The organism is bacterium, from assembly GCA_035308905.1.
GTDB lineage: Bacteria > Sysuimicrobiota > Sysuimicrobiia > Sysuimicrobiales > Segetimicrobiaceae > DASSJF01.
In genome coordinates this window covers 1-17,436 of sequence record DATGFS010000011.1, presented here as the reverse complement: position 1 = coordinate 17,436, position 17,436 = coordinate 1, and the positions used below count along the sequence as shown (strand labels likewise).

The window sequence follows — 17,436 nt, the reverse complement described above, 5'->3', positions numbered from 1 at the left end:
GCGGGTGGGTCGTGGGCGTAGCTTTGGGCATTTGCTCCGCCCGCTGGCCTCCCGTGTCTCAGGCGCAGCCGAGCCCGGGTGCGAATAGTATCGTCGCGCTGCTGGATCTTGCTGCTCAGTCCGCCGGCAAGGGCGTCTTCGGCTCGGGCTTCGTCATCAGTTCTGACGGCGTAGTATTGACGAACGCGCATGTCGTGCTTGGGGCGCAACGCGATCCGGATCACTACCGGCTGGTCGCGCTATGGCGCGCCGAGTGGTTTTCAGCGTCGGTGGTGTGCGCATCTTCGCTGGGCGCTGACTCTGCGGCTCTGGACTACACGCAGATGGTCAATCCGCGGCGGGATGTTGCCGAAGTCCGCCTGGGCCCTGCGTTCGTCGAGCGGTCCATCGAGGTGCTGGGACAGCGGTGGCGGCCACACACGGGACCCCTGCCGAGGTTCGCGGCGCTCGCGTTCGCAGGTCGCGATCCGGCCGCCGGGCAGCAAGTCGAGACCCGAGGATATGTCTTCGGCGCGGCCCCGCCGACCCTCACGATGAAGCGAGGCCGTGTGCTGCGTCTGTTCAACGCGTCCGACGGAACTCCCGTAGTCACAGTCCGCTATACAACACCGGTGGAACACGGCCAGTCGGGGGCGCCGATTTTCGATGCGTCAGGCGATGTGGTGGCGATGCAGACGTGGGGGTCGGCCTCGATGCCAGACGACGGCGCGGGTATCGCCCAAAGCGTGCTTCGAACGCCGTGTCTGTGACGTCCAAGATCCATAACGACTGCGAATCGACGACGAAGGGAGACCCATGGTCGGGCCCGGCGGGCCCGGTTCTTCCGGGCCGGTCCATCCGCTGATTGAGAAAGCGATCACTTCGAAGGTCCCGATCGCGGAGCTCATCGGGTTCCACGTCGAGGAGGTCGGCGACGGCCGTGTCATCCTGTCGCTCCACGCCGGCCCGCAGCACGCCAACCCGATGGGGACGCTGCACGGCGGCGTGTTGTGCGACGTCGCGGACGCGGCCATGGGGCTCGCGTTCGTGACGACCCTCGCGCCGGACGAGTCGTTTGCCACGGTGGCGCTCGACATCAATTTCTTCCGCCCGGTCTGGCAGGCGAATCTGCGCGCGGAAGGGCGGGTCGTCAACCGCGGGAAGAACACGGGCTATGTCGAGTGCGACGTGATCGATCAGGACGGCAAGAAGGTCGCCAGGGCGCACTCGACCTGCTTCGTCCTGCGCGGGGATCAAGCGAACGACCGTTGACCCGGGTCGACATCCGCGCGTTCATCTTTGACCTGGACGGCACGCTCGTCGAGACCGAGCGTCTGAAGGCGCTGTCCTACGCCGCGGCCGCGCGCGAGCTCCGGCCGGCTCTGTCCGAAGACCAGGTCGTGGACGCGTTCACGGAGTTCGTCGGGCAGACGCGGGACGACATGGCGCGAAACCTCACGGCGCGATTGGGCCTCGAGGAGGCGGCGCGCGCGCGAATGGCCGAATTCGGCGCCGGCGAGCCGTGGCAGGTCCTCTCGGCGCTGCGGACACGCCATTACGAAGGCGTGCTGGGCGATCCCGACCTGCTGCGCGGGCAGCGGTATCCGCACAATATCGAGCTCCTGCACTGGGCGCGCCGGCACGAGTTTCGAACGGCGCTCTGCAGCATGTCTCACCGTACCGAGATCGACCGCGTGCTGGACGCCCTCGGGCTGGCCGATTGTTTCGAGGTGATCGCGAGCGTCGACGACGTTGCGCGTCCCAAGCCGGACCCCGAGATCGATCTGCTCGTCGCCCGCAGGCTTGGGCTTCATCCGGCCGAATGCCTGGTGATCGAAGATTCGCCGCCCGGCGTGCAGGCGGCGCGCGGGGCGGGGATGGCGGTGATCGCCGTCACGACGCCGCTGACGCGCCGGCAGTTTCGGGACCACGACCTGCTGGACCGCCGTTGGGTCGTCGACAACCCGGAGAGATTGCAGGCCGTCGTGCGGGAACGCCTCGAGGCGTCCACGTGACGCCGGGCCGCGGCGAGACACCTTCGCCGCCGCCCCTGGATCCGGAACGGCGCCGGCTCGCGGACGCGCACGCGGGCCGCGCCCCGTGGTATCGGTGGGGGCCGTACCTCTCCCAGCGGCAGTGGGGCACCGTCCGCGAGGACTATTCCGCCGACGGCACGGCCTGGGACTATTTCCCGCACGATCACGCGCGCTCGCGCGTCTACCGGTGGAACGAGGACGGTCTGCTCGGCATGTGCGACGAACAGTCGCTCTTGTGCTTCGCGCTCGCGCTCTGGAACGGCGCGGACCCCATTCTGAAGGAGCGACCGTTCGGGCTTACGAGCGCCGAGGGCAACCACGGCGAGGACCTCAAGGAGTACTACTTCTTCCTCGACAACACCCCGACGCATTCGTACATGCGTGCGCTGTACAAGTACCCGCAGCGGGTCTTTCCCTACAACGACCTCGTCGCGGAGAACCGGCGCCGCGGCCGGGAGGCGCCCGAATATGAGCTGATCGATACCGGGGTGTTCGACGGCGACCGGTACTTCGACGTCACGGTCGAGTACGCGAAGGCGGCGCCTGAGGACATCCTGATCCGGATCACGGCGACGAACCGCGGTCCGGAGCCCGCGCCGATTCACCTGCTGCCCACGCTGTGGTACCGCAACACCTGGATCTGGAGCCGCGACGACCCCGGCGGCCTACGGCGTGAGCCAGGGGCGTCCGCGGGGCGGAACGACCGCCGCCCGGAGCTCCGCGCCGAGCGCGGGCCGCAGCGCCCCGGGGAGGCCTGGCGGGTGGTGCGCGCCGCGCACCCCACGCTCGGCGACTACCGGCTCGCCTGCTCCGGCGATCCGGCGTTGTTGTTCACCGAGAACGAGACGAACGCGGAACGGCTGTGGCATGGGCCGAACCGGACGCGTTACGTGAAGGACGGCATTCACGCCGCGGTCGTCGACGGCGCCGCGGACGCGGTCAATCCCGAACTTACCGGCACCAAGGCGGCGGCGCACTATGCGCTGACGCTCGCCCCTCACGAGACGCGGACCGTTCTGCTCCGCCTGTCTACCGAAGCCAAGGAGGGCGGGGGACCGCCGTTCGCCGGCGCGGCCGACGTCTTCGTGGCCAGGCAGGCCGAGGCCGACGCCTTCTACCGGCCGCTTGCGCCGGCGGGGGCCTCCGAGGACGCCCGGCTGGTGCAGCGCCAGGCGTTCGCCGGGCTGCTGTGGAGCAAACAGTCCTATCACTACGACGTGCAGCGCTGGCTCGACGGGGATCCCGCGGCGCCGCCGCCCCCGGCGCGGCGCAAGACCGGACGCAACGCCGACTGGCGCCACGTCGATGCCGCCGACGTCATCTCGATGCCGGACACCTGGGAGTATCCGTGGTTCGCGGCCTGGGACCTCGCGTTCCAGTGCGTGCCGCTCGCGCTCGTGGATCCGGAGTTCGCCAAGCGGCAGCTCATCCTCATCATGCGCGAGTGGTACATGCATCCGAACGGCCAGCTGCCGGCGTACGAATGGGCGTTCGGCGACGTCAATCCTCCGGTGCACGCCTGGGCCGCCTGGCGGGTGTACGAGATCGACCGGCGTCTGCGCGGCGCGCCCGACCGCGCGTTTCTGGAACGCGTCTTTCATAAGCTGCTGCTCAACTTCACGTGGTGGGTCAACCGCAAAGACGAGGAGGGCCGGAACGTTTTTCAGGGCGGGTTCCTCGGGCTCGACAACATCGGCGTCTTCGACCGGAGCCAGCCGCTGCCGACCGGCGGGCACCTCGACCAAGCCGACGGCACGGCGTGGATGGGTATGTTTTGCCTGAACATGCTCGCGATCGCGCTCGAGCTGGCGCGCGACGACAGCGCCTATGAGGACGTCGCGACCAAGTTTTTCGAGCACTTCCTCTACATCGCGGCCGCGCTCAACAACCTCGGCGCGGACGGGATCCCGCTGTGGAACGACCGCGACGAGTTCTACTACGATGTCATCCACCTTCCGGACGACACGTATCAGGCGCTCGCGATCCGGTCCGCGGTCGGCCTCTTGCCGCTGTTCGCGGTGGAGACGATCGAGCCGGCGCTGCTGGCGATGCTGCCGGAATTCCGGTCGCGCCTGGAGTGGGTGCTGGCCAACCGGAGCGATCTCGCAAGCCTCGTCTCGCGCTGGCAGGAGCCGGGCGCGGGGGAGCGGCGCCTCCTCGCTCTCGCGCGCGGCCACCGAATGAAGCGCGTGCTGCGGCGCGCGCTGGATCCGCAGGAGTTCCTCAGCGACTGCGGCGTGCGCATGATGAGCCGGTACCACGCGGACCATCCGTACATGCTGGAAATCAACGGCCAGACCTATCGCGTGGCGTACGAGCCCGCGGAGTCGCGCACCGGCCTCTTCGGCGGCAACTCGAACTGGCGCGGCCCCGTCTGGTTTCCCATCAACTTTCTGCTGATCGAATCGCTGCGGCGTTTTCACCGGTACTACGGCGACGACTTTCTGGTCGAGCATCCGACGGGGTCGGGCACGCTCCGGACGCTCAGCGCGATCGCGGACGATCTGTCGGATCGCCTCACGCGCATTTTTCTGCGGGACGCCGGCGGCCGCCGCGCGGTGTTTGGAGGCAACGACCGGTTTCAGACCGACCCGCAGTGGCGCGATTACATCCCGTTCTACGAGTACTTCCACGGCGACACCGGCGCCGGCCTCGGTGCGAGCCACCAGACCGGGTGGACGGCTCTCGTCGCCACGCTGCTCTCGGAGCCGTTGCGCTGATCTCGTTCGGGCGAGAGATCTGCGGCGATCTGCCCTCCGCGCTGAGGCGTGAGTGGCTCGTCACCAACGGACTCGGCGGATACGCGTCCGGGACGCTGGCCGGCGTCAATACGCGGCGGTACCACGGCCTGCTCGTGGCGGCCCTCACACCTCCGGTCGGCCGGACGGTGCTGGTCGCCGGACTGTCGGAGTGGATGGTACTCGACGGCCGGCGGTACCCGCTGTCCGCGCACGAGTACGGGGACGGCACGGTCGATCCCGACGGCTACCGATACGTACAAAGTTTTGCACTCGACGGGATGCTGCCGGTCTGGACCTACGCCTTCGAGGACACGCTGCTCGAACGGCGGGTGTGGATGGCCTACGGCGGGGGCACGACCTACGTGGGCTACCGGCTCGTGCGGGGCCGCGGCCCCGCGATCCTCCGGCTGACGCCGCTCGTCACCTGCCGCGACTTTCACCTGTTGCGGCCGGGCGGCGGCTGGCGGCCGGAAACGCGCGCGGATGCCTCGAGCGTGACGATCCGGGCGGAGGGCGCCCCGCCGTACCGCGTGCTCGCGCCGGGCGGACGCTTCGTCCAGGACGGCCGGTGGTGGTGGAATTTCCTGCACCGCGAGGAGCGCTCGCGCGGCCTCGACGATCGCGAAGATCTTTACGCGCCCGGAGAGTTCGTGTTGTCGTTGTCGCCCGGCGAGCCGGTTGCGCTGGTGGCGACGGTGGAGGACGACCCGGACCTTGACGCCGCGCGGGCCCTCCGGGCGGCCCTCGACCGGCAGGGAGCGCTGCTGCGCCGGGCCGGGACCGAGCGCGCCGATCCGATCGTCCGGCAGCTGACCCTGGCCGCGGATCAGTTGATCGTCCGCCGTGACGTGGGGGGCTCCGCCGGCATGACCGTTCTGGCCGGTTATCACTGGTTCGGCGACTGGGGGCGCGACGCGATGATCGCGCTGCCGGGACTGACGCTGTCCACGGGGCGCCACGACGACGGGGCGGAAATTCTCCGCACGTTTTCCGCATTCGTCCGGGACGGCCTGCTGCCCAACAACTTCCCGGAACCGCGCGGCGCGGACCCGAGTTACAATACCGCCGACGCGTCGCTGTGGTTTGTGCTCGCGGTCGCTGCGTACGACGCGGCGGCGCGGGAGCGCGGTCTCGTCGACGAACTGTACGCCGTGGTCCGCGAGATCGTCGACCGGCACCTGGCCGGCACGCGCTACGGCATCGGCATGGACGCGCAGGACGGGCTTCTGCGCGCGGGTGAGCCCGGCGTGCAGCTGACCTGGATGGACGCCAAGGTGGACGAGACGATCATCACCCCACGCGTCGGCAAGCCGGTGGAGATCAACGCGCTCTGGTACAACGCGCTCCGGACCGCGGCGAGGCTTTCGGCCGGACGCGACGAGGCCGCGGCGTCGCGCTACGATGTCCTGGCCGGCCGGGTCCGCGCGGCGTTCCGGGCGCGGTTCGTTCGTCCGGGCCGCGACGCGCTGGCGGATGTCGTGGACGGCCCCGACGGCGACGATCTCACGGAGCGCGCGAATCAGATTTTCGCGGTGTCGCTGCCCTTCCCGCTGCTCGACGGCGACGCCGCCGCGGGCGTCGTCCGCGCGGTCGGCCGCGCGCTTCTGACCACGTACGGCCTCCGGTCGCTTGCCCCGGACGCGCCGGGGTACCACGGGATATACGAGGGCGATCTACTCAGCCGCGATCACGCGTATCATGAAGGCACGGCATGGGCGTGGCTGATCGGGCCGTACGCCGAGGCCTACTGCCGCGTGACGGGCGACGCCGCCGGCGCGCTCGGCCTGCTGCGGCCGTTCGAACATCATCTGCGCGACGCGGGGCTCGGCACGATATCGGAGATCTTCGACGGCGATCCGCCGCACCGTCCGCGCGGCTGCATCGCTCAGGCCTGGAGCGTGGCGGAGGTACTCAGAATATGGCGGAAACTGTCCGCGATGATGGAGACCCACCGATGAGGTCCTCCGGCGGCGATGTCGCAGCCGTTCCGGCACTGCTTCTCACGCGCCGCACGGTGCGGTTCTACAAGCCCGATCCCGTGTCCGACGAGCTCGTGCACGCGCTGCTCGAGGCCGCGGCCGCCGCGCCGACGGCCCACAACGCGCAGCCGGTCCGTTACGTCGTGATCCGCTCGCCTGAGGCGAAGCAGCGGCTGGCCGACCAGATGGCGCGACGCTGGCGCCGCGATCTCGAGCGGAGCGGCACCCCCGAGGCGTCCATCAAGGTCGAGCTGCGGTTCTCGACGCGGCGGTTCACCGAAGCGCCGCTGCTCGTGCTTGTTGGCTACACGATGGCGGAGATGGACGCGTATCCCGATCGCGCGCGGCGGGGCGCCGAGCAGATCATGGCCGTCCAAAGCGCGGCCGCCGGCGTTCAGAACCTCCTGCTCGCGGCGTCCGCGAACGGCCTCGGGGCGTGCTGGTGCTGCGCGCCGCTCTTCTGCCCCGGCGTCGTCCGGCAGGCGCTCGACCTGGCGCCCGACTTCGTGCCGCAGGCGCTTCTGACGATCGGGTACCCGGCGCATACGCCGCCAGTCCCCCCACGCAAGCCTCTCGACGCCATCGTCGCGTACCGGTAGGCCTCCGTGATCACGGTCCTCTGCGGCGGGGTGGGCGGCGTCAAGCTCGTGGACGGTCTCGCCGCCGTGCTGCGCGACCCCAAGGACCTCACCGTGATCGTCAACACGGCGGACGACTGGGAGCATCTCGGCCTCGCGATCTCGCCGGACGTGGACACCGTGTTGTACACGCTGGCCGGCCTCGTCAGCGAGGAGCGGGGGTGGGGGATCGAGGGCGAGACCTGGGCGGCGCTCGAGATGTTCGGCCGGTACGGCCTGCCGGTGTGGTTCCGGCTCGGCGACCGCGACCTCGCGACGCACATCGCGCGGACCCAGTGGCTGCGGGCCGGGCGCCGTCCGACCGAGGTCACCGCGTCGCTCGCGTCGGCGCTCGGCGTCGTCAGCCGGGTCCTGCCGATGACCGACGGCCGGGTGGCCACGTTCGTCCACACGCTCGAGGGCCGGCTGCCGTTTCAGGACTACTTCGTGCGCCGCGGCGCGCGGGATCCGGTGCGGCGCATCGAGCTGACGGGCATCGAGACGGCCGAGCCGTCGCCGGAGGTGCTCCAAGCGGTCCGCGATTCCGCGGTCATCGTCGTGGCGCCCAGCAATCCGCTCGTGAGCGTCGGCCCGATCCTGGCGCTGCGCGGGATGGAAGCGGCGCTCAGCGAGAGTCGGGCGCTGCGGATCGCCGTGACGCCGCTGATCGGCGGGACCGCGGTCAAAGGCCCCACGGTGGAGATGCTGCGCGGCGCGGGCATGCGCGCCGAACCCGCGGCCATCGCCGCGCTCTACGCGAAATTCCTCGACGTGTTCGTGCTGGACGAGCGCGATCGGGCAGCGGCCGGGATGGTCGCGGACGCCGGGCTTCCGGACCGGCGGCTCGAAGTCGAGGTTGCCGATACGCTGATGACCGACAAAGCCGGCCGCCGGCGCCTTGCGAGGGAGATTCTGCGCATCGCCGGAGCCCGCGGGATCGAAGTGGCCGCCGTTCCGGTCTGCGACGACGGGATCGCGCGGACGTGAGGGCCCGGGCGGTCGTTCCGCAGAAGGCGCTGTCCGGCGCGAAGAGCCGGCTCGAGGGCGTGCTCTCCGCCTCCGGCCGGGCCGCGCTGAGTCTCGCGCTGCTTGGCAACGTATGCGCCGCGTTGAGGGCCGTTCCGGACGTCGAGAGCATCGTCGTCATGACGCCCGATCCCGCCACGCGGGCGCAGGCCGCGGCGTGGGGCGTGTCCGCGCTCGTCGACCCGCGCCCCGGTCTCAACGCGGCGCTCGGAGAGGTCGTTCGGGACGGCGCGCGGGCGTACGCCGTGCTCGTCGTCGCGGCGGACCTGCCGCTGCTCAAGCCGGACGACGTGGTTGCACTGCTCGGGGCGGTCCGGCGCGGGCGTCTGGTCCTCGCGCCGTCCAAGGAGGGCACCGGCACGAACGCGGTGGCCGTCCCGCCGGGGACGGTCTTCCATCCCGCCTACGGCACCGGCAGTCTGGCCGCGCACCGCCGCGGCGCCCAGGCGCTCGGCCTGGACGTGGTCGAGGTCAGGCGGCCGGGCCTCGCGTTTGACGTCGACACCGAAGCGGACCTGCGCGCCGTGCGCTACTGTGAGACTTTGACCTCGCTGGATGCGGTTCGGTGCGGGTGGCGGTAGCGGTACCGATCCATCTTGATCAGCTGGTGATAGCTGCCGAAGCGCGCCCGGTCGGCGGCGGCTACGTCGAGCGGCTCCGGCACCTCGGCCTCGTTCCCGTCGAAGACCCGCCGGAGCGCGTACGTCGTGGTGCGCTCCGCGGGAATCCGGCCGGTGTCGCGGATCAGCCGGCGGAGCTCCGCCGGCGGCAGCAGCTGCCCGAAGCCCGCCCCCGCGGCGGTCGAGATGCTCTCGTTGATCAGCGTGCCGCCGACGTCGTTGGCGCCGGCGCCCAGCAGAAGCTGCATCATCCGCGGGCCTTCCTTCACCCATGAGACCTGCAGGTTCGGGATCGCCCGGCCGAGCACGACGCGGGAGACCGCGTGGACGCGCAGGACTTCCATGCCGGTTGGTCCCGGCCGCAGCCCCTGGACGAGGCCCTCGCGCCACATCGGGGCTTCCGTGTGTATGAAGCTCAGCGGCACGAACTCGGTGAAGCCGCCGGACCGGCGCTGCAGGTCGCGGAGCAGCACGAGGTGGCGCGCCTGGTGGCCGGCCGTCTCCGCGTGCCCGAACATGATCGTGGACGTCGTCGGGATGCCGAGCTCGTGGGCCGTCGTGATGACGTCGATCCACTGCGCCGTCCTAATGCGGCCGGGGGCGATGCGATCGCGCAGCTCGTCGTCGAGGATCTCCGCGGCGGTGCCGGGCAGGCTGCCGACGCCCGCTGCCTTGAGTTCGACGAGGTACTCGCGGATCGTGCGCCCCGACCGGACCGAGCCGTAGAGCACCTCTTCGGGCGAGAACCCGTGGATGTGGATCTTCGGCAGCGCGGCCTTGATCGCGCGCGTCAGGTTGATGTACATGTCGCCGTCCATCTTGGGCGGCAGCCCCGCCTGGACGCACACCTCGGTGGCGCCGAGGTCCCACGCCTCGCGCGCGCGGCGGATGATCTCTTCCTCGGGGAGGAAGTAGCCTTCTTCCTCCCGGAAGTCGCGGCTGAAGGCGCAGAAGCCGCAGCCCTTGATGCAGACGTTGGTGAAGTTGATATTGCGGTTGACGACGTAGGTCACGAGGTCGCCGGCGACCTCGCGCCGCAGCGCGTCCGCGGCGGCCGTGAGCGCGGTCAGCTCGCGGCCCGAGGCGCCGAGCAGCGTCTCCGCTTCCTCGGCCGTAACGTCCCCGCCGGAGAGGGCGCGGTCGAGGGGACGCGCGACGGCCGGCGCGACCTCCGCGAGCAGACGGTCGACTGAGCGGCCCGGCTCAGGCCGAGGCGCGTCCGTGCCGGTGTTCATCGTGAACCAGCCCTCCCTTGAAATATCCGTCGGCATCCGCGGCGGCGCGCAGCCGGCTCACGAGAGACGGTGCGATGTAGTCCGGGCGGCGCAGCACGTACTCCGGGTACACGGCGAGGCGCGGCCGCAGCACGAGGCCGGCCCGCTCCGTCTTGTCGCGCAGGGCCGAGATCTGCGGCCACGGCGCCTCCGGGTTCACGTAGTCGATCGTCAGCGGTGAGATCCCGCCCCAGTCGTTGATACCCGCCTCGAGATAGGTCTCGTAGCCGCGCGCGGTCAGGTTCGGCGGCACCTGGATGTTCATCTGCGCGCCGAGCACGAGGCGCGCCACCGCCGCGGTGCGCGTAACGTCCACGGTGTCCGGCTCGTCCGCGCCGGCCATGGGCGTCGCCGGCTTGGCGCGGAAGTTCTGCACGATCACTTCCTGGATGTGGCCCCACCGCGCGTGCGACTCGCGGATGGCCAGCAGCGTGTCGACGCGCTCCTCCGGCGTCTCGCCGATGCCGATCAAGAGGCCGGTCGTGAACGGGATGCGCAGCGCGCCGGCCGCTTCCATCGTGCGCAGCCGCACGCGGGGCCGTTTGCTCGGCGCGTGCTCGTGCGGGCCGCCGGATCCGCACAGGCGTTCGCTCGTGTTCTCGAGCATGAGGCCCATCGAGACGCTCACGTCGCGCAGCGGCGCCATCTCGTCCCGGCTCATCGTGCCGGGGTTGAGGTGGGGCCACAGCGCCGTCTCCCGCAGCACGAGCTCCGACACCTCGCGCAGGTAGGAGAGCGTGCTGCGGTGGCCGCGCCGCCGCAGCCACTCGCGCGCTTCGGGGAAGCGCTGCTCCGGCCGTTCGCCGAGCGTAAACAGCGCTTCTGAGCAGCCGAGCCGTTCGCCCGCGCGGGCGACCTCGAGCACTTCTTCCGGCGTCATGTAGAGGCGCGGGTCGGTGTGCGGGTCGGTCCGGAACGTGCAGTAGCCGCAGGTGTCGCGGCAGAGGCGGGTCAGCGGGATGAACACCTTTGGCGAGAAGCTGACCGTCCGTCCGCTGCCGCGCGCGCGCAGCGTCCGGGCCGCCGCGCAGAGCGCGCCGACGTCGCCGGCCGGGCACCGCATGAGCGCCACCGCGTCTTCGCGCGTCGCCGCATCATCGCCGAGGATGCGATCCAGCACGGCGGCGACGGGCCGGGTCGGGGCGAGGCGGGAGGCATCGGCGTTCGAGGGGCTCACGCGCGTCACTTCGCGGCCGCGCCGCCGGAAGTCCTTCGGCGCACCGATCAGCCGGCGCGGCCCAGCGCGTCCGCCGAACGCGGACCGATCTCGTGCCGCCGCCCCCATACGTCGCGCAGCGCGTCGACGAGCCGGTCCATCTCGGCATCGTCGTGCAGAGGCGTCGGCGTGATCCGGAGCCGCTCGGTGCCCCTCGGCACCGTCGGATAGTTGATCGGCTGGAGATAGATGTGGTGGCGATGGAGCAGCTCGTCGGAGATCGCCCGGCAGAGCACGGCGTCGCCGACCATGAACGGCACGATATGGCTCGGCGTGTCTTTGACCGGCAGTCCCGCGCCGGCCAGCAGGCGCTTGAGGCGCGCCGCCCGCTCCTGATGACGCGCGCGTTCCACGGGGCTGGTCTTGAGATGGCGGACGCTCGCCAGCGCGCCGGCCGCGATCACCGGCGGCATCGCGGTCGTGAAGATGAAGCCGGGCGCGAAGCTGCGCACGCAGTCCACGAGTGCGGCCGGGCCCGCGACGTAGCCGCCGGTCACCCCGAAGCCTTTCGCCAGCGTGCCCTGCACGACGGTGATGCGGTGGAGCGCGCCGTCGCGCTCGGCGATGCCGCCGCCGCGCGGGCCGTACAGGCCGACCGCGTGGACCTCGTCGAGGTACGTCAGCGCCCCGTGGCGCTCCGCGACGTCGCACAGGTCGTGAATCGGCGCGACGTCGCCGTCCATGGAGTAGACCGACTCGAAGCACACGAGCTTCGGGCGGTGGGCGTCGACGGCGCGCATCTGCCGGTCGAGGTCGGCCGGGTCGCTGTGCCGGAAGATGTGCTTCTCCGCGCCGCTCCGCCGGATCCCCTCGATCATCGAGGCATGATTCGAGGCGTCCGAAAAGACGGCGCAGCCGGGCAGGAGACGCGCGATCGTGCTGATCGCGCCGTCGTTCGCCGTGTAGCCCGACGTGAACAAGAGCGTCGCGTCCTTCCGGTGCAGATCGGCGAGCTCCCGCTCGAGGAGGACATGGTAGTGGTTGGTGCCGGAGATGTTGCGCGTGCCGCCGGCCCCGGCGCCGCAGCGGCGGAGCGCTTCCTCCATCGCCGCGAGCACGATAGGGTGCTGCCCCATGCCGAGGTAGTCGTTGGAACACCACACCGTGACGTCGGCGGGCCCGTCGGGCGCGTGCCAGGTGGCGCGCGGAAAGCCGCCGCACCGCCGCTCCAGATCGGCGAACGTCCGGTACCGGCCGTCGGCCTTGAGCCCGGCGATCGCATCGGCGAAGAATTTGTCGTAGTCCATCGATCCATTCCCCCTCGACGCATTCACAGAGCATCATACGCCTCGGCGGTCGCGCGCTCCACACCACCGCGCACCGGGCCGTGCCGTTCATCCGGTATACTGGTCGCGTGGAGCGCTATCTTCGCTCGAACCAGGCGATGTGGGACGTGTGGGCCCGCCACCACGTCGCGTCGCCGTTCTATGACGTCGAAGGCTTCAAGGCGGGGACACGGGCGCGGCGGCGGGGGCTCGACGCGCTCGAGACCCGGCTCGTCGGCGACGTCACCGGCAAGTCGCTGCTGCATCTGCAGTGCCACTTCGGACTCGACACCCTCGCGTGGGCCCGGCGCGGCGCCGCGGTCACGGGCGTGGACTTCTCGGCACAGGCGATCGGGGCGGCGCGCGCGCTGGCGGCGGAGGTCGGCCTCCCGGCGACGTTCGTGCAGAGCGACGTCTACGACCTTCCCAGGCACCTCGCCGGCGAGTTCGACGTCGTCTTCGCCTCCCACGGTGTGCTCTGCTGGCTGCCGGACCTCGACCGGTGGGCCGGCGTCGCGGCGCATTTCCTGCGCCCGGGCGGGCTGTTCTGCCTGATCGAGGGTCATCCGTTCCCGCTCGTGTTCGACGAGAAGCGCGGGAACGGCGAGTTGTGGGTGGGGTATCCGTACTTTCATCCGGGCGAGCCCCTGCGCAGCGAGCGGCGCGGGTCGTACGCGGTGCCTGAGGCAGACTTCGACAGCGTGATGTACGAATGGGTGCATCCGCTCTCCGACGTGGTGGGCGCGGTGCTCCGCGCCGGCCTTCGGCTCGATTCCTTTGAGGAGTATCCGTACCTCGGGTGGGCGATGTTCCCGTGGATGGTCGAGCGGCCGGACGGCATGTGGGAACTGCCGCAGGGGATGTTGAGCCTCCCGCTCATGTTCTCGCTCACAGCCTCCAAGCGGGCAGCACCCAAGGGATGAGCGGCGGACCGCACGATGTGGTCGTCGTCGGGGCCGGCCCCGGCGGCTCGGCGGCCGCGTACGCGCTCGCCGCGCGCGGCGTCGGCGTGGTGCTGCTCGACAAGGCCGTGTTTCCCCGCGAGAAGGTCTGCGGCGACGGGCTCACCCCCCGCGCCGTGGCGGTCCTCGATGCCATGGACGTGCTGGAGCGCCTGCGTCCCGTCGCGCAGCCGATCAGCGACGTGGAGGTCGTTGCGCCGGACGGCGGCGCAGTGAGGACGGCTGTGCCGGCTCCGCCGGCACCGCCGGGTCAACCGTCCGGCCGGACGCGCCCGCGGCCGCCGGCGATGCTGATCGTGCCGCGGGTCCATCTGGACGATGCGATCCGCGCGCGCGCCGTCGAAGCCGGCGTGTCGTTTGAAGGCGGCGTGGAGGTGCACGACATCGTTCGCGAAGAGGGCGGCATCGCGGTACGCGCGACCCGCGCCGGCCGTCCCGTTACGTACCGCGCGCGCCTGGCCATCGTGGCCACGGGCGCTTCGATCGCGCTGCCGAGGCGGCTCGGCGCGCTGTCGCGCCCGCCGGCGATGATGCTGGCCGCCCGCACGTACGTGGCGCGCGCCGGGTCCGGCCCACGGGTCGAGATCCGGTTCGCGGGCGTGCCCCTCCCGGGGTACGGGTGGATCTTTCCGATTTCTGCGTCCGCGGCCAACGCGGGAGTGGGTTTCTTTGCGCGAGCCGGCCGCGGTCTGCCGCCGGCACGAGCGGCCTGCGAGCGGTTCTTACAGGCCGCGCACGCCCGCGTCCTCGACGGCGGCCGCGCGGCAGGGGGGATCCGAAGTTACCCGCTGCGCGTCGATTTCCCGGCGTCCGCCGTGAGCGTGGACGGCGTGCTCTTCGCCGGGGAGGCGGCCGGCCTCGTGAATCCGCTCACCGGTGAGGGGATTGACTACGCGCTCGAATCGGGCGGGATCGCCGCCGATCACGCCGCGGCGTTTCTCGCGGGGGCGGATCACTCGCCTCGAGGTTTCGCCGCCGCCGCCTCGGGCTACGAGCGCGCGCTGCGGCGCCGGTTCGAGCGTCTGTTTTCGGTCTCCCGCCTGCTGCGCGACGTCTCCGCGCGTCCCGCGCTGCTCAACCGGCTCGTGCGGATCGCCGGGCGCCGCGACGACCTCACGAGGGCCCTCGTCGACATCGTGCTGGGCAACCGGGAGCCGCGCCCGGCGGCGTCGATCAGGGCGGCGCTCGGACGGGTGCTGCTCGCGCGGTAAGCTACACCAGGCGCAGCACCCGCCGCGCGTTGCCTTCGAAGATCGCGGCGAAATCCGCGTCGGAGACCTCGAGGCTCTTGAAGATCTGCTGCTGCTCGCGCAGGATCTTCTCGCGGTACTCGTCGGGCGCGGTGGAGTCCGTCCCGAAGAGAATGCGTCCCGCTCCGTAGGCGCGGAGCAGATCGCGGAAGACCTGATCGAGCCCGGGCGCGCCCGGCGTGAACTCCCGCCAGTTGTTGGTCCCCGACGTGTCGGTCCAGATATTCTCCGTGTGATACGCGAGGAAGAGCGCTTCGCGCAGGAACCCGGCGCCGCAGTGCGCGATGCCGAAGGTGATCTCCGGGAAATCCCGCGCGACGCTCGAGAGCGGCAGCGGGTTCGCATATGTCAGGTCGTAGATCGGGGCGACCGTGATCCCGAAATGGTATAGGACGGGGAGCCCCTGCTCGGCGGCCGCTTCGTACACCGGGTAGATGGCGCGGTCGTTCGCGTGAAAGCGCTGCACCGGCGGATACAGCTTGAGGCCGCGCAGGCCCCACGCGCCGAAGCGCCTGACCGTCGCGGCCGCGTCCGCGGCCGTCGGATCCATGACGCTGCCCCACGCCTGAAACCGGTCCGGCGCCTGCCGGACGAACTCGGCGAGCTCCTCGTTGCCTTCGCCGATCGCGATGAACGCGCCCGTCGCGATGCCGGCCCGGTCGAACGCCGCCTTCCAGCGGGCCGCGTGATCGGCGATCGTGAGGCCTTCGAGGCCGGCGAACCGGCGGGCCACGCGGCCGGTGTCGCCCATCAGGACTTCACGGGCCTTTGAGCGCAGCGGCCACGGCCGCGCGCGCAGCTTTTGGAACATCGAGGCGGTCGCGAGATGAAGGTGCGCGTCGACGATGGACGTGGCGGGTCCCTCCCGGGCGGCGAGTGTGGTTCGCAGTGTAGAACGTCCGGCGATGCGCCGGCGCTTCCATAATATACGCGAAATCCGTGGGGCCCCGCGCCGAGGCATCACGCGGTCTTCACGATGCCTTCACACGGCCTGGGCATAATTAGCTCGGGCGCCATTGCGAGATGGCAACGGGGGCCGACTTCTTATGGATACTTCGAAAGCCCGCCGGCTTGTATCGCTGGATGCCTTCCGCGGCGCCGTCATCGCCGGCATGCTCGTCGTCAACAACGTGCCGTGGACCAATGCCACCCCCCGGCAGCTGATGCACGCGCCGTGGGGGCAGGGCGTGACCTTCACGGACATGATCCTGCCGTGGTTCGTGCTCGCGATGGGCGTCGCCATCCCGCAGAGCCACGCGGCGCACGGGTCCGTCTGGCTCCGGATATGGCGCATCGCGCGGCGGGCCGTGTTGCTCGTCGCGCTCGGCGTCCTGATCGATTCCCTCGAAGCGCGCCAGCTCGCGCTCAACATCGACGTGCTCCAGCTGCTCGGTCTTTCGTATCTTGCAGCCGCCGCGCTCGGCGGACTGCCGGTCCTCGCGCGCCTCGCCGCCGCGGCGGGCCTCTTGGGCGGCTACGCCGGGCTCCTCGCGTTCGTGCCGGTTCCGGGCGCCGCGCCCGGCGTGCTGAGCGAGAGTCACAACATCGTGCGGTATCTCAACGACACGTACCTGACGCGCTATCACGTCGCGGGCCTGCTCTCCGTCGCGCCCGCCTCCGCGCTCGCATTGATCGGCGGAGCGGCCGGCGAGGTGCTCCGCCGCGGCGTCCTGTGGGGCGTGCCGGACGAGCGCCGGGCCCTCCATCCCGCATTGGCGGTGGCGGCCGTCGGGCTCGGAGGGCTCGCGCTCGCGGCCGGCGGCGGGGTCTGGGGCGCCGTCCTGCCGCTCAGCAAACCGCTCTGGACGCCGTCGTACGCGCTGCTCGCCGGCGGCTTTGGGCTCGCGCTGCTGGCGGCGTTCTACGCGCTGGCCGACGTCGCCGGCTGGCGTCCCGTCGCCGCGCCGCTCGCCGTGCTCGGCGTGAACGCGATCGTAGCCTACGTGGTGCCGATTCTCTTCAAGCTGCTCGTGCTGGACGCCTGGCAGGCGCGCACTGCCGCCGGCGCCTTCGTCTCGCTGGAATCGGCGATTATCGCCTCGCTCGTCGCCCGGGTCGGCACGGTGCCGGCGCTGTGGCTCTATACCGGCGCGTACGTCGCGGTGTGGTGGCTCGTCCTGGTTCCGCTGTACCGGGCCCGGATTTTCGTTCGCGTCTGACGGCGCCTCCGGCGATAGGATAAAATAGAATAACTATGCGACCGCGCCGATCTCCGCTGCGCACGGCCGCGCCGGCGGCGCTGCTCGTCGCACTGCTCGCGGCGCCGGTCGCCGCGCTGCGCGGTGCGACCCCGGCGGTCGATTCCGGCAGCGCCGCCGCGCCCGCCGCGCCGCGGACCTCCGGTCCGGGGAGTCCGGTCGCCTCGCTCCGGCTGCTCGTCCGCACCGGCGACCGCGCCCCGGACGGCGGGACGTTCACGGTGCTCGCCGATCCCGCGCTCGACGACCGGGGGGACATCGCCTTCGGCGCCG

General features: G+C 71.0%; 16 protein-coding genes. 12 read left to right on the top strand and 4 right to left on the bottom strand.

What is annotated here, in order from left to right; genetic code table 11:
• The first annotated feature begins 53 nt into the window (after positions 1-53).
• Genes VKT83_03605 through cofC form a run of 8 tightly spaced genes read left to right on the top strand, consistent with a single transcriptional unit; the run spans position 54 to position 8,959 of the window.
• On the top strand, positions 54-749 hold the full coding sequence (locus tag VKT83_03605; GenBank protein ID HLY21534.1) for a serine protease: 696 nt from the start codon (positions 54-56) through the stop codon (positions 747-749).
• Positions 750-795: 46 nt separating this feature from the next.
• Entirely contained in the window at positions 796-1,251 is a 456-nt protein-coding gene (locus VKT83_03600) for a PaaI family thioesterase (GenBank protein ID HLY21533.1), read from the top strand.
• Entirely contained in the window at positions 1,248-1,994 is a 747-nt protein-coding gene (locus VKT83_03595) for an HAD family phosphatase (protein ID HLY21532.1), read from the top strand. Before VKT83_03600 ends, VKT83_03595 begins: the two co-directional genes overlap by 4 nt.
• Complete coding sequence (locus VKT83_03590; protein HLY21531.1) at positions 1,991-4,735, top strand: glucosidase; 2,745 nt, start codon at positions 1,991-1,993, stop codon at positions 4,733-4,735. Before VKT83_03595 ends, VKT83_03590 begins: the two co-directional genes overlap by 4 nt.
• Positions 4,690-6,714 carry an amylo-alpha-1,6-glucosidase gene (locus VKT83_03585; protein ID HLY21530.1) on the top strand — a complete coding sequence of 675 codons (2,025 nt, stop codon included), beginning with the start codon at positions 4,690-4,692 and terminating at the stop codon, positions 6,712-6,714. The genes VKT83_03590 and VKT83_03585 overlap by 46 nt, the downstream gene beginning before the upstream one ends.
• Entirely contained in the window at positions 6,711-7,334 is a 624-nt protein-coding gene (locus tag VKT83_03580) for a nitroreductase family protein (protein HLY21529.1), read from the top strand. Before VKT83_03585 ends, VKT83_03580 begins: the two co-directional genes overlap by 4 nt.
• A gap of 6 nt (positions 7,335-7,340) precedes the next feature.
• A complete protein-coding gene (gene cofD, locus VKT83_03575) occupies positions 7,341-8,339 on the top strand; it encodes a 2-phospho-L-lactate transferase (protein ID HLY21528.1) in 999 nt (332 codons plus the stop codon).
• Positions 8,336-8,959, top strand: coding sequence for a 2-phospho-L-lactate guanylyltransferase (cofC, locus tag VKT83_03570; GenBank protein ID HLY21527.1), 624 nt, complete (start codon positions 8,336-8,338; stop codon positions 8,957-8,959). Before cofD ends, cofC begins: the two co-directional genes overlap by 4 nt.
• On the opposite strand, the gene cofH is transcribed toward cofC, so the two are convergent.
• Genes cofH through hemA form a run of 3 tightly spaced genes read right to left on the bottom strand, consistent with a single transcriptional unit; the run spans position 8,908 to position 12,735 of the window.
• Entirely contained in the window at positions 8,908-10,233 is a 1,326-nt protein-coding gene (gene cofH, locus VKT83_03565) for a 5-amino-6-(D-ribitylamino)uracil--L-tyrosine 4-hydroxyphenyl transferase CofH (protein ID HLY21526.1), read from the bottom strand. The two genes, cofC and cofH, sit on opposite strands and share 52 nt — an antisense overlap.
• Positions 10,202-11,449 (bottom strand): 7,8-didemethyl-8-hydroxy-5-deazariboflavin synthase CofG, encoded by a 1,248-nt coding sequence (cofG, locus tag VKT83_03560; GenBank protein ID HLY21525.1) that lies wholly within the window; start codon positions 11,447-11,449, stop codon positions 10,202-10,204. The genes cofH and cofG overlap by 32 nt, the downstream gene beginning before the upstream one ends.
• Before the next feature lie 47 nt (positions 11,450-11,496).
• Positions 11,497-12,735: a 5-aminolevulinate synthase gene (gene hemA / locus VKT83_03555; GenBank protein HLY21524.1), complete on the bottom strand. Its 1,239-nt coding sequence runs from the start codon at positions 12,733-12,735 to the stop codon at positions 11,497-11,499.
• Between the two features lie 107 nt (positions 12,736-12,842).
• Between hemA and VKT83_03550 the strand changes: the two genes are divergently transcribed.
• Together VKT83_03550 and VKT83_03545 are read left to right on the top strand one after the other, a co-directional pair.
• Entirely contained in the window at positions 12,843-13,676 is an 834-nt protein-coding gene (locus VKT83_03550; protein HLY21523.1) for a class I SAM-dependent methyltransferase, read from the top strand.
• On the top strand, positions 13,673-14,926 hold the full coding sequence (locus tag VKT83_03545; protein HLY21522.1) for a geranylgeranyl reductase family protein: 1,254 nt from the start codon (positions 13,673-13,675) through the stop codon (positions 14,924-14,926). Before VKT83_03550 ends, VKT83_03545 begins: the two co-directional genes overlap by 4 nt.
• Position 14,927: 1 nt before the next feature.
• Here VKT83_03545 and VKT83_03540 read toward each other — a convergent pair whose 3' ends face one another.
• Entirely contained in the window at positions 14,928-15,926 is a 999-nt protein-coding gene (locus VKT83_03540) for an amidohydrolase family protein (GenBank protein ID HLY21521.1), read from the bottom strand.
• Positions 15,927-16,011: 85 nt separating this feature from the next.
• Between VKT83_03540 and VKT83_03535 the strand changes: the two genes are divergently transcribed.
• Both VKT83_03535 and VKT83_03530 read left to right on the top strand, forming a co-directional pair.
• Positions 16,012-17,124, top strand: coding sequence for a DUF5009 domain-containing protein (locus VKT83_03535; protein HLY21520.1), 1,113 nt, complete (start codon positions 16,012-16,014; stop codon positions 17,122-17,124).
• A 35-nt stretch (positions 17,125-17,159) separates the two neighbouring features.
• Positions 17,160-17,436 (top strand): hypothetical protein (locus tag VKT83_03530; protein HLY21519.1); only part of this gene is annotated, 277 nt, incomplete at its 3' end.

Excerpts from the sequence above, each read along its gene's own strand:
- VKT83_03600 (HLY21533.1), top strand. The coding sequence starts at position 796 with ATGGTCGGGCCCGGCGGGCCCGGTTCTTCCGGGCCGGTCCATCCGCTG.
- VKT83_03580 (HLY21529.1), top strand. The coding sequence starts at position 6,711 with ATGAGGTCCTCCGGCGGCGATGTCGCAGCCGTTCCGGCACTGCTTCTC.
- cofH (HLY21526.1), bottom strand. The coding sequence starts at position 10,233 with ATGAACACCGGCACGGACGCGCCTCGGCCTGAGCCGGGCCGCTCAGTC.
- hemA (HLY21524.1), bottom strand. The coding sequence starts at position 12,735 with ATGGACTACGACAAATTCTTCGCCGATGCGATCGCCGGGCTCAAGGCC.
- VKT83_03545 (HLY21522.1), top strand. The coding sequence starts at position 13,673 with ATGAGCGGCGGACCGCACGATGTGGTCGTCGTCGGGGCCGGCCCCGGC.
- VKT83_03540 (HLY21521.1), bottom strand. The coding sequence starts at position 15,926 with ATGCCTCGGCGCGGGGCCCCACGGATTTCGCGTATATTATGGAAGCGC.
- VKT83_03535 (HLY21520.1), top strand. The coding sequence starts at position 16,012 with ATGGATACTTCGAAAGCCCGCCGGCTTGTATCGCTGGATGCCTTCCGC.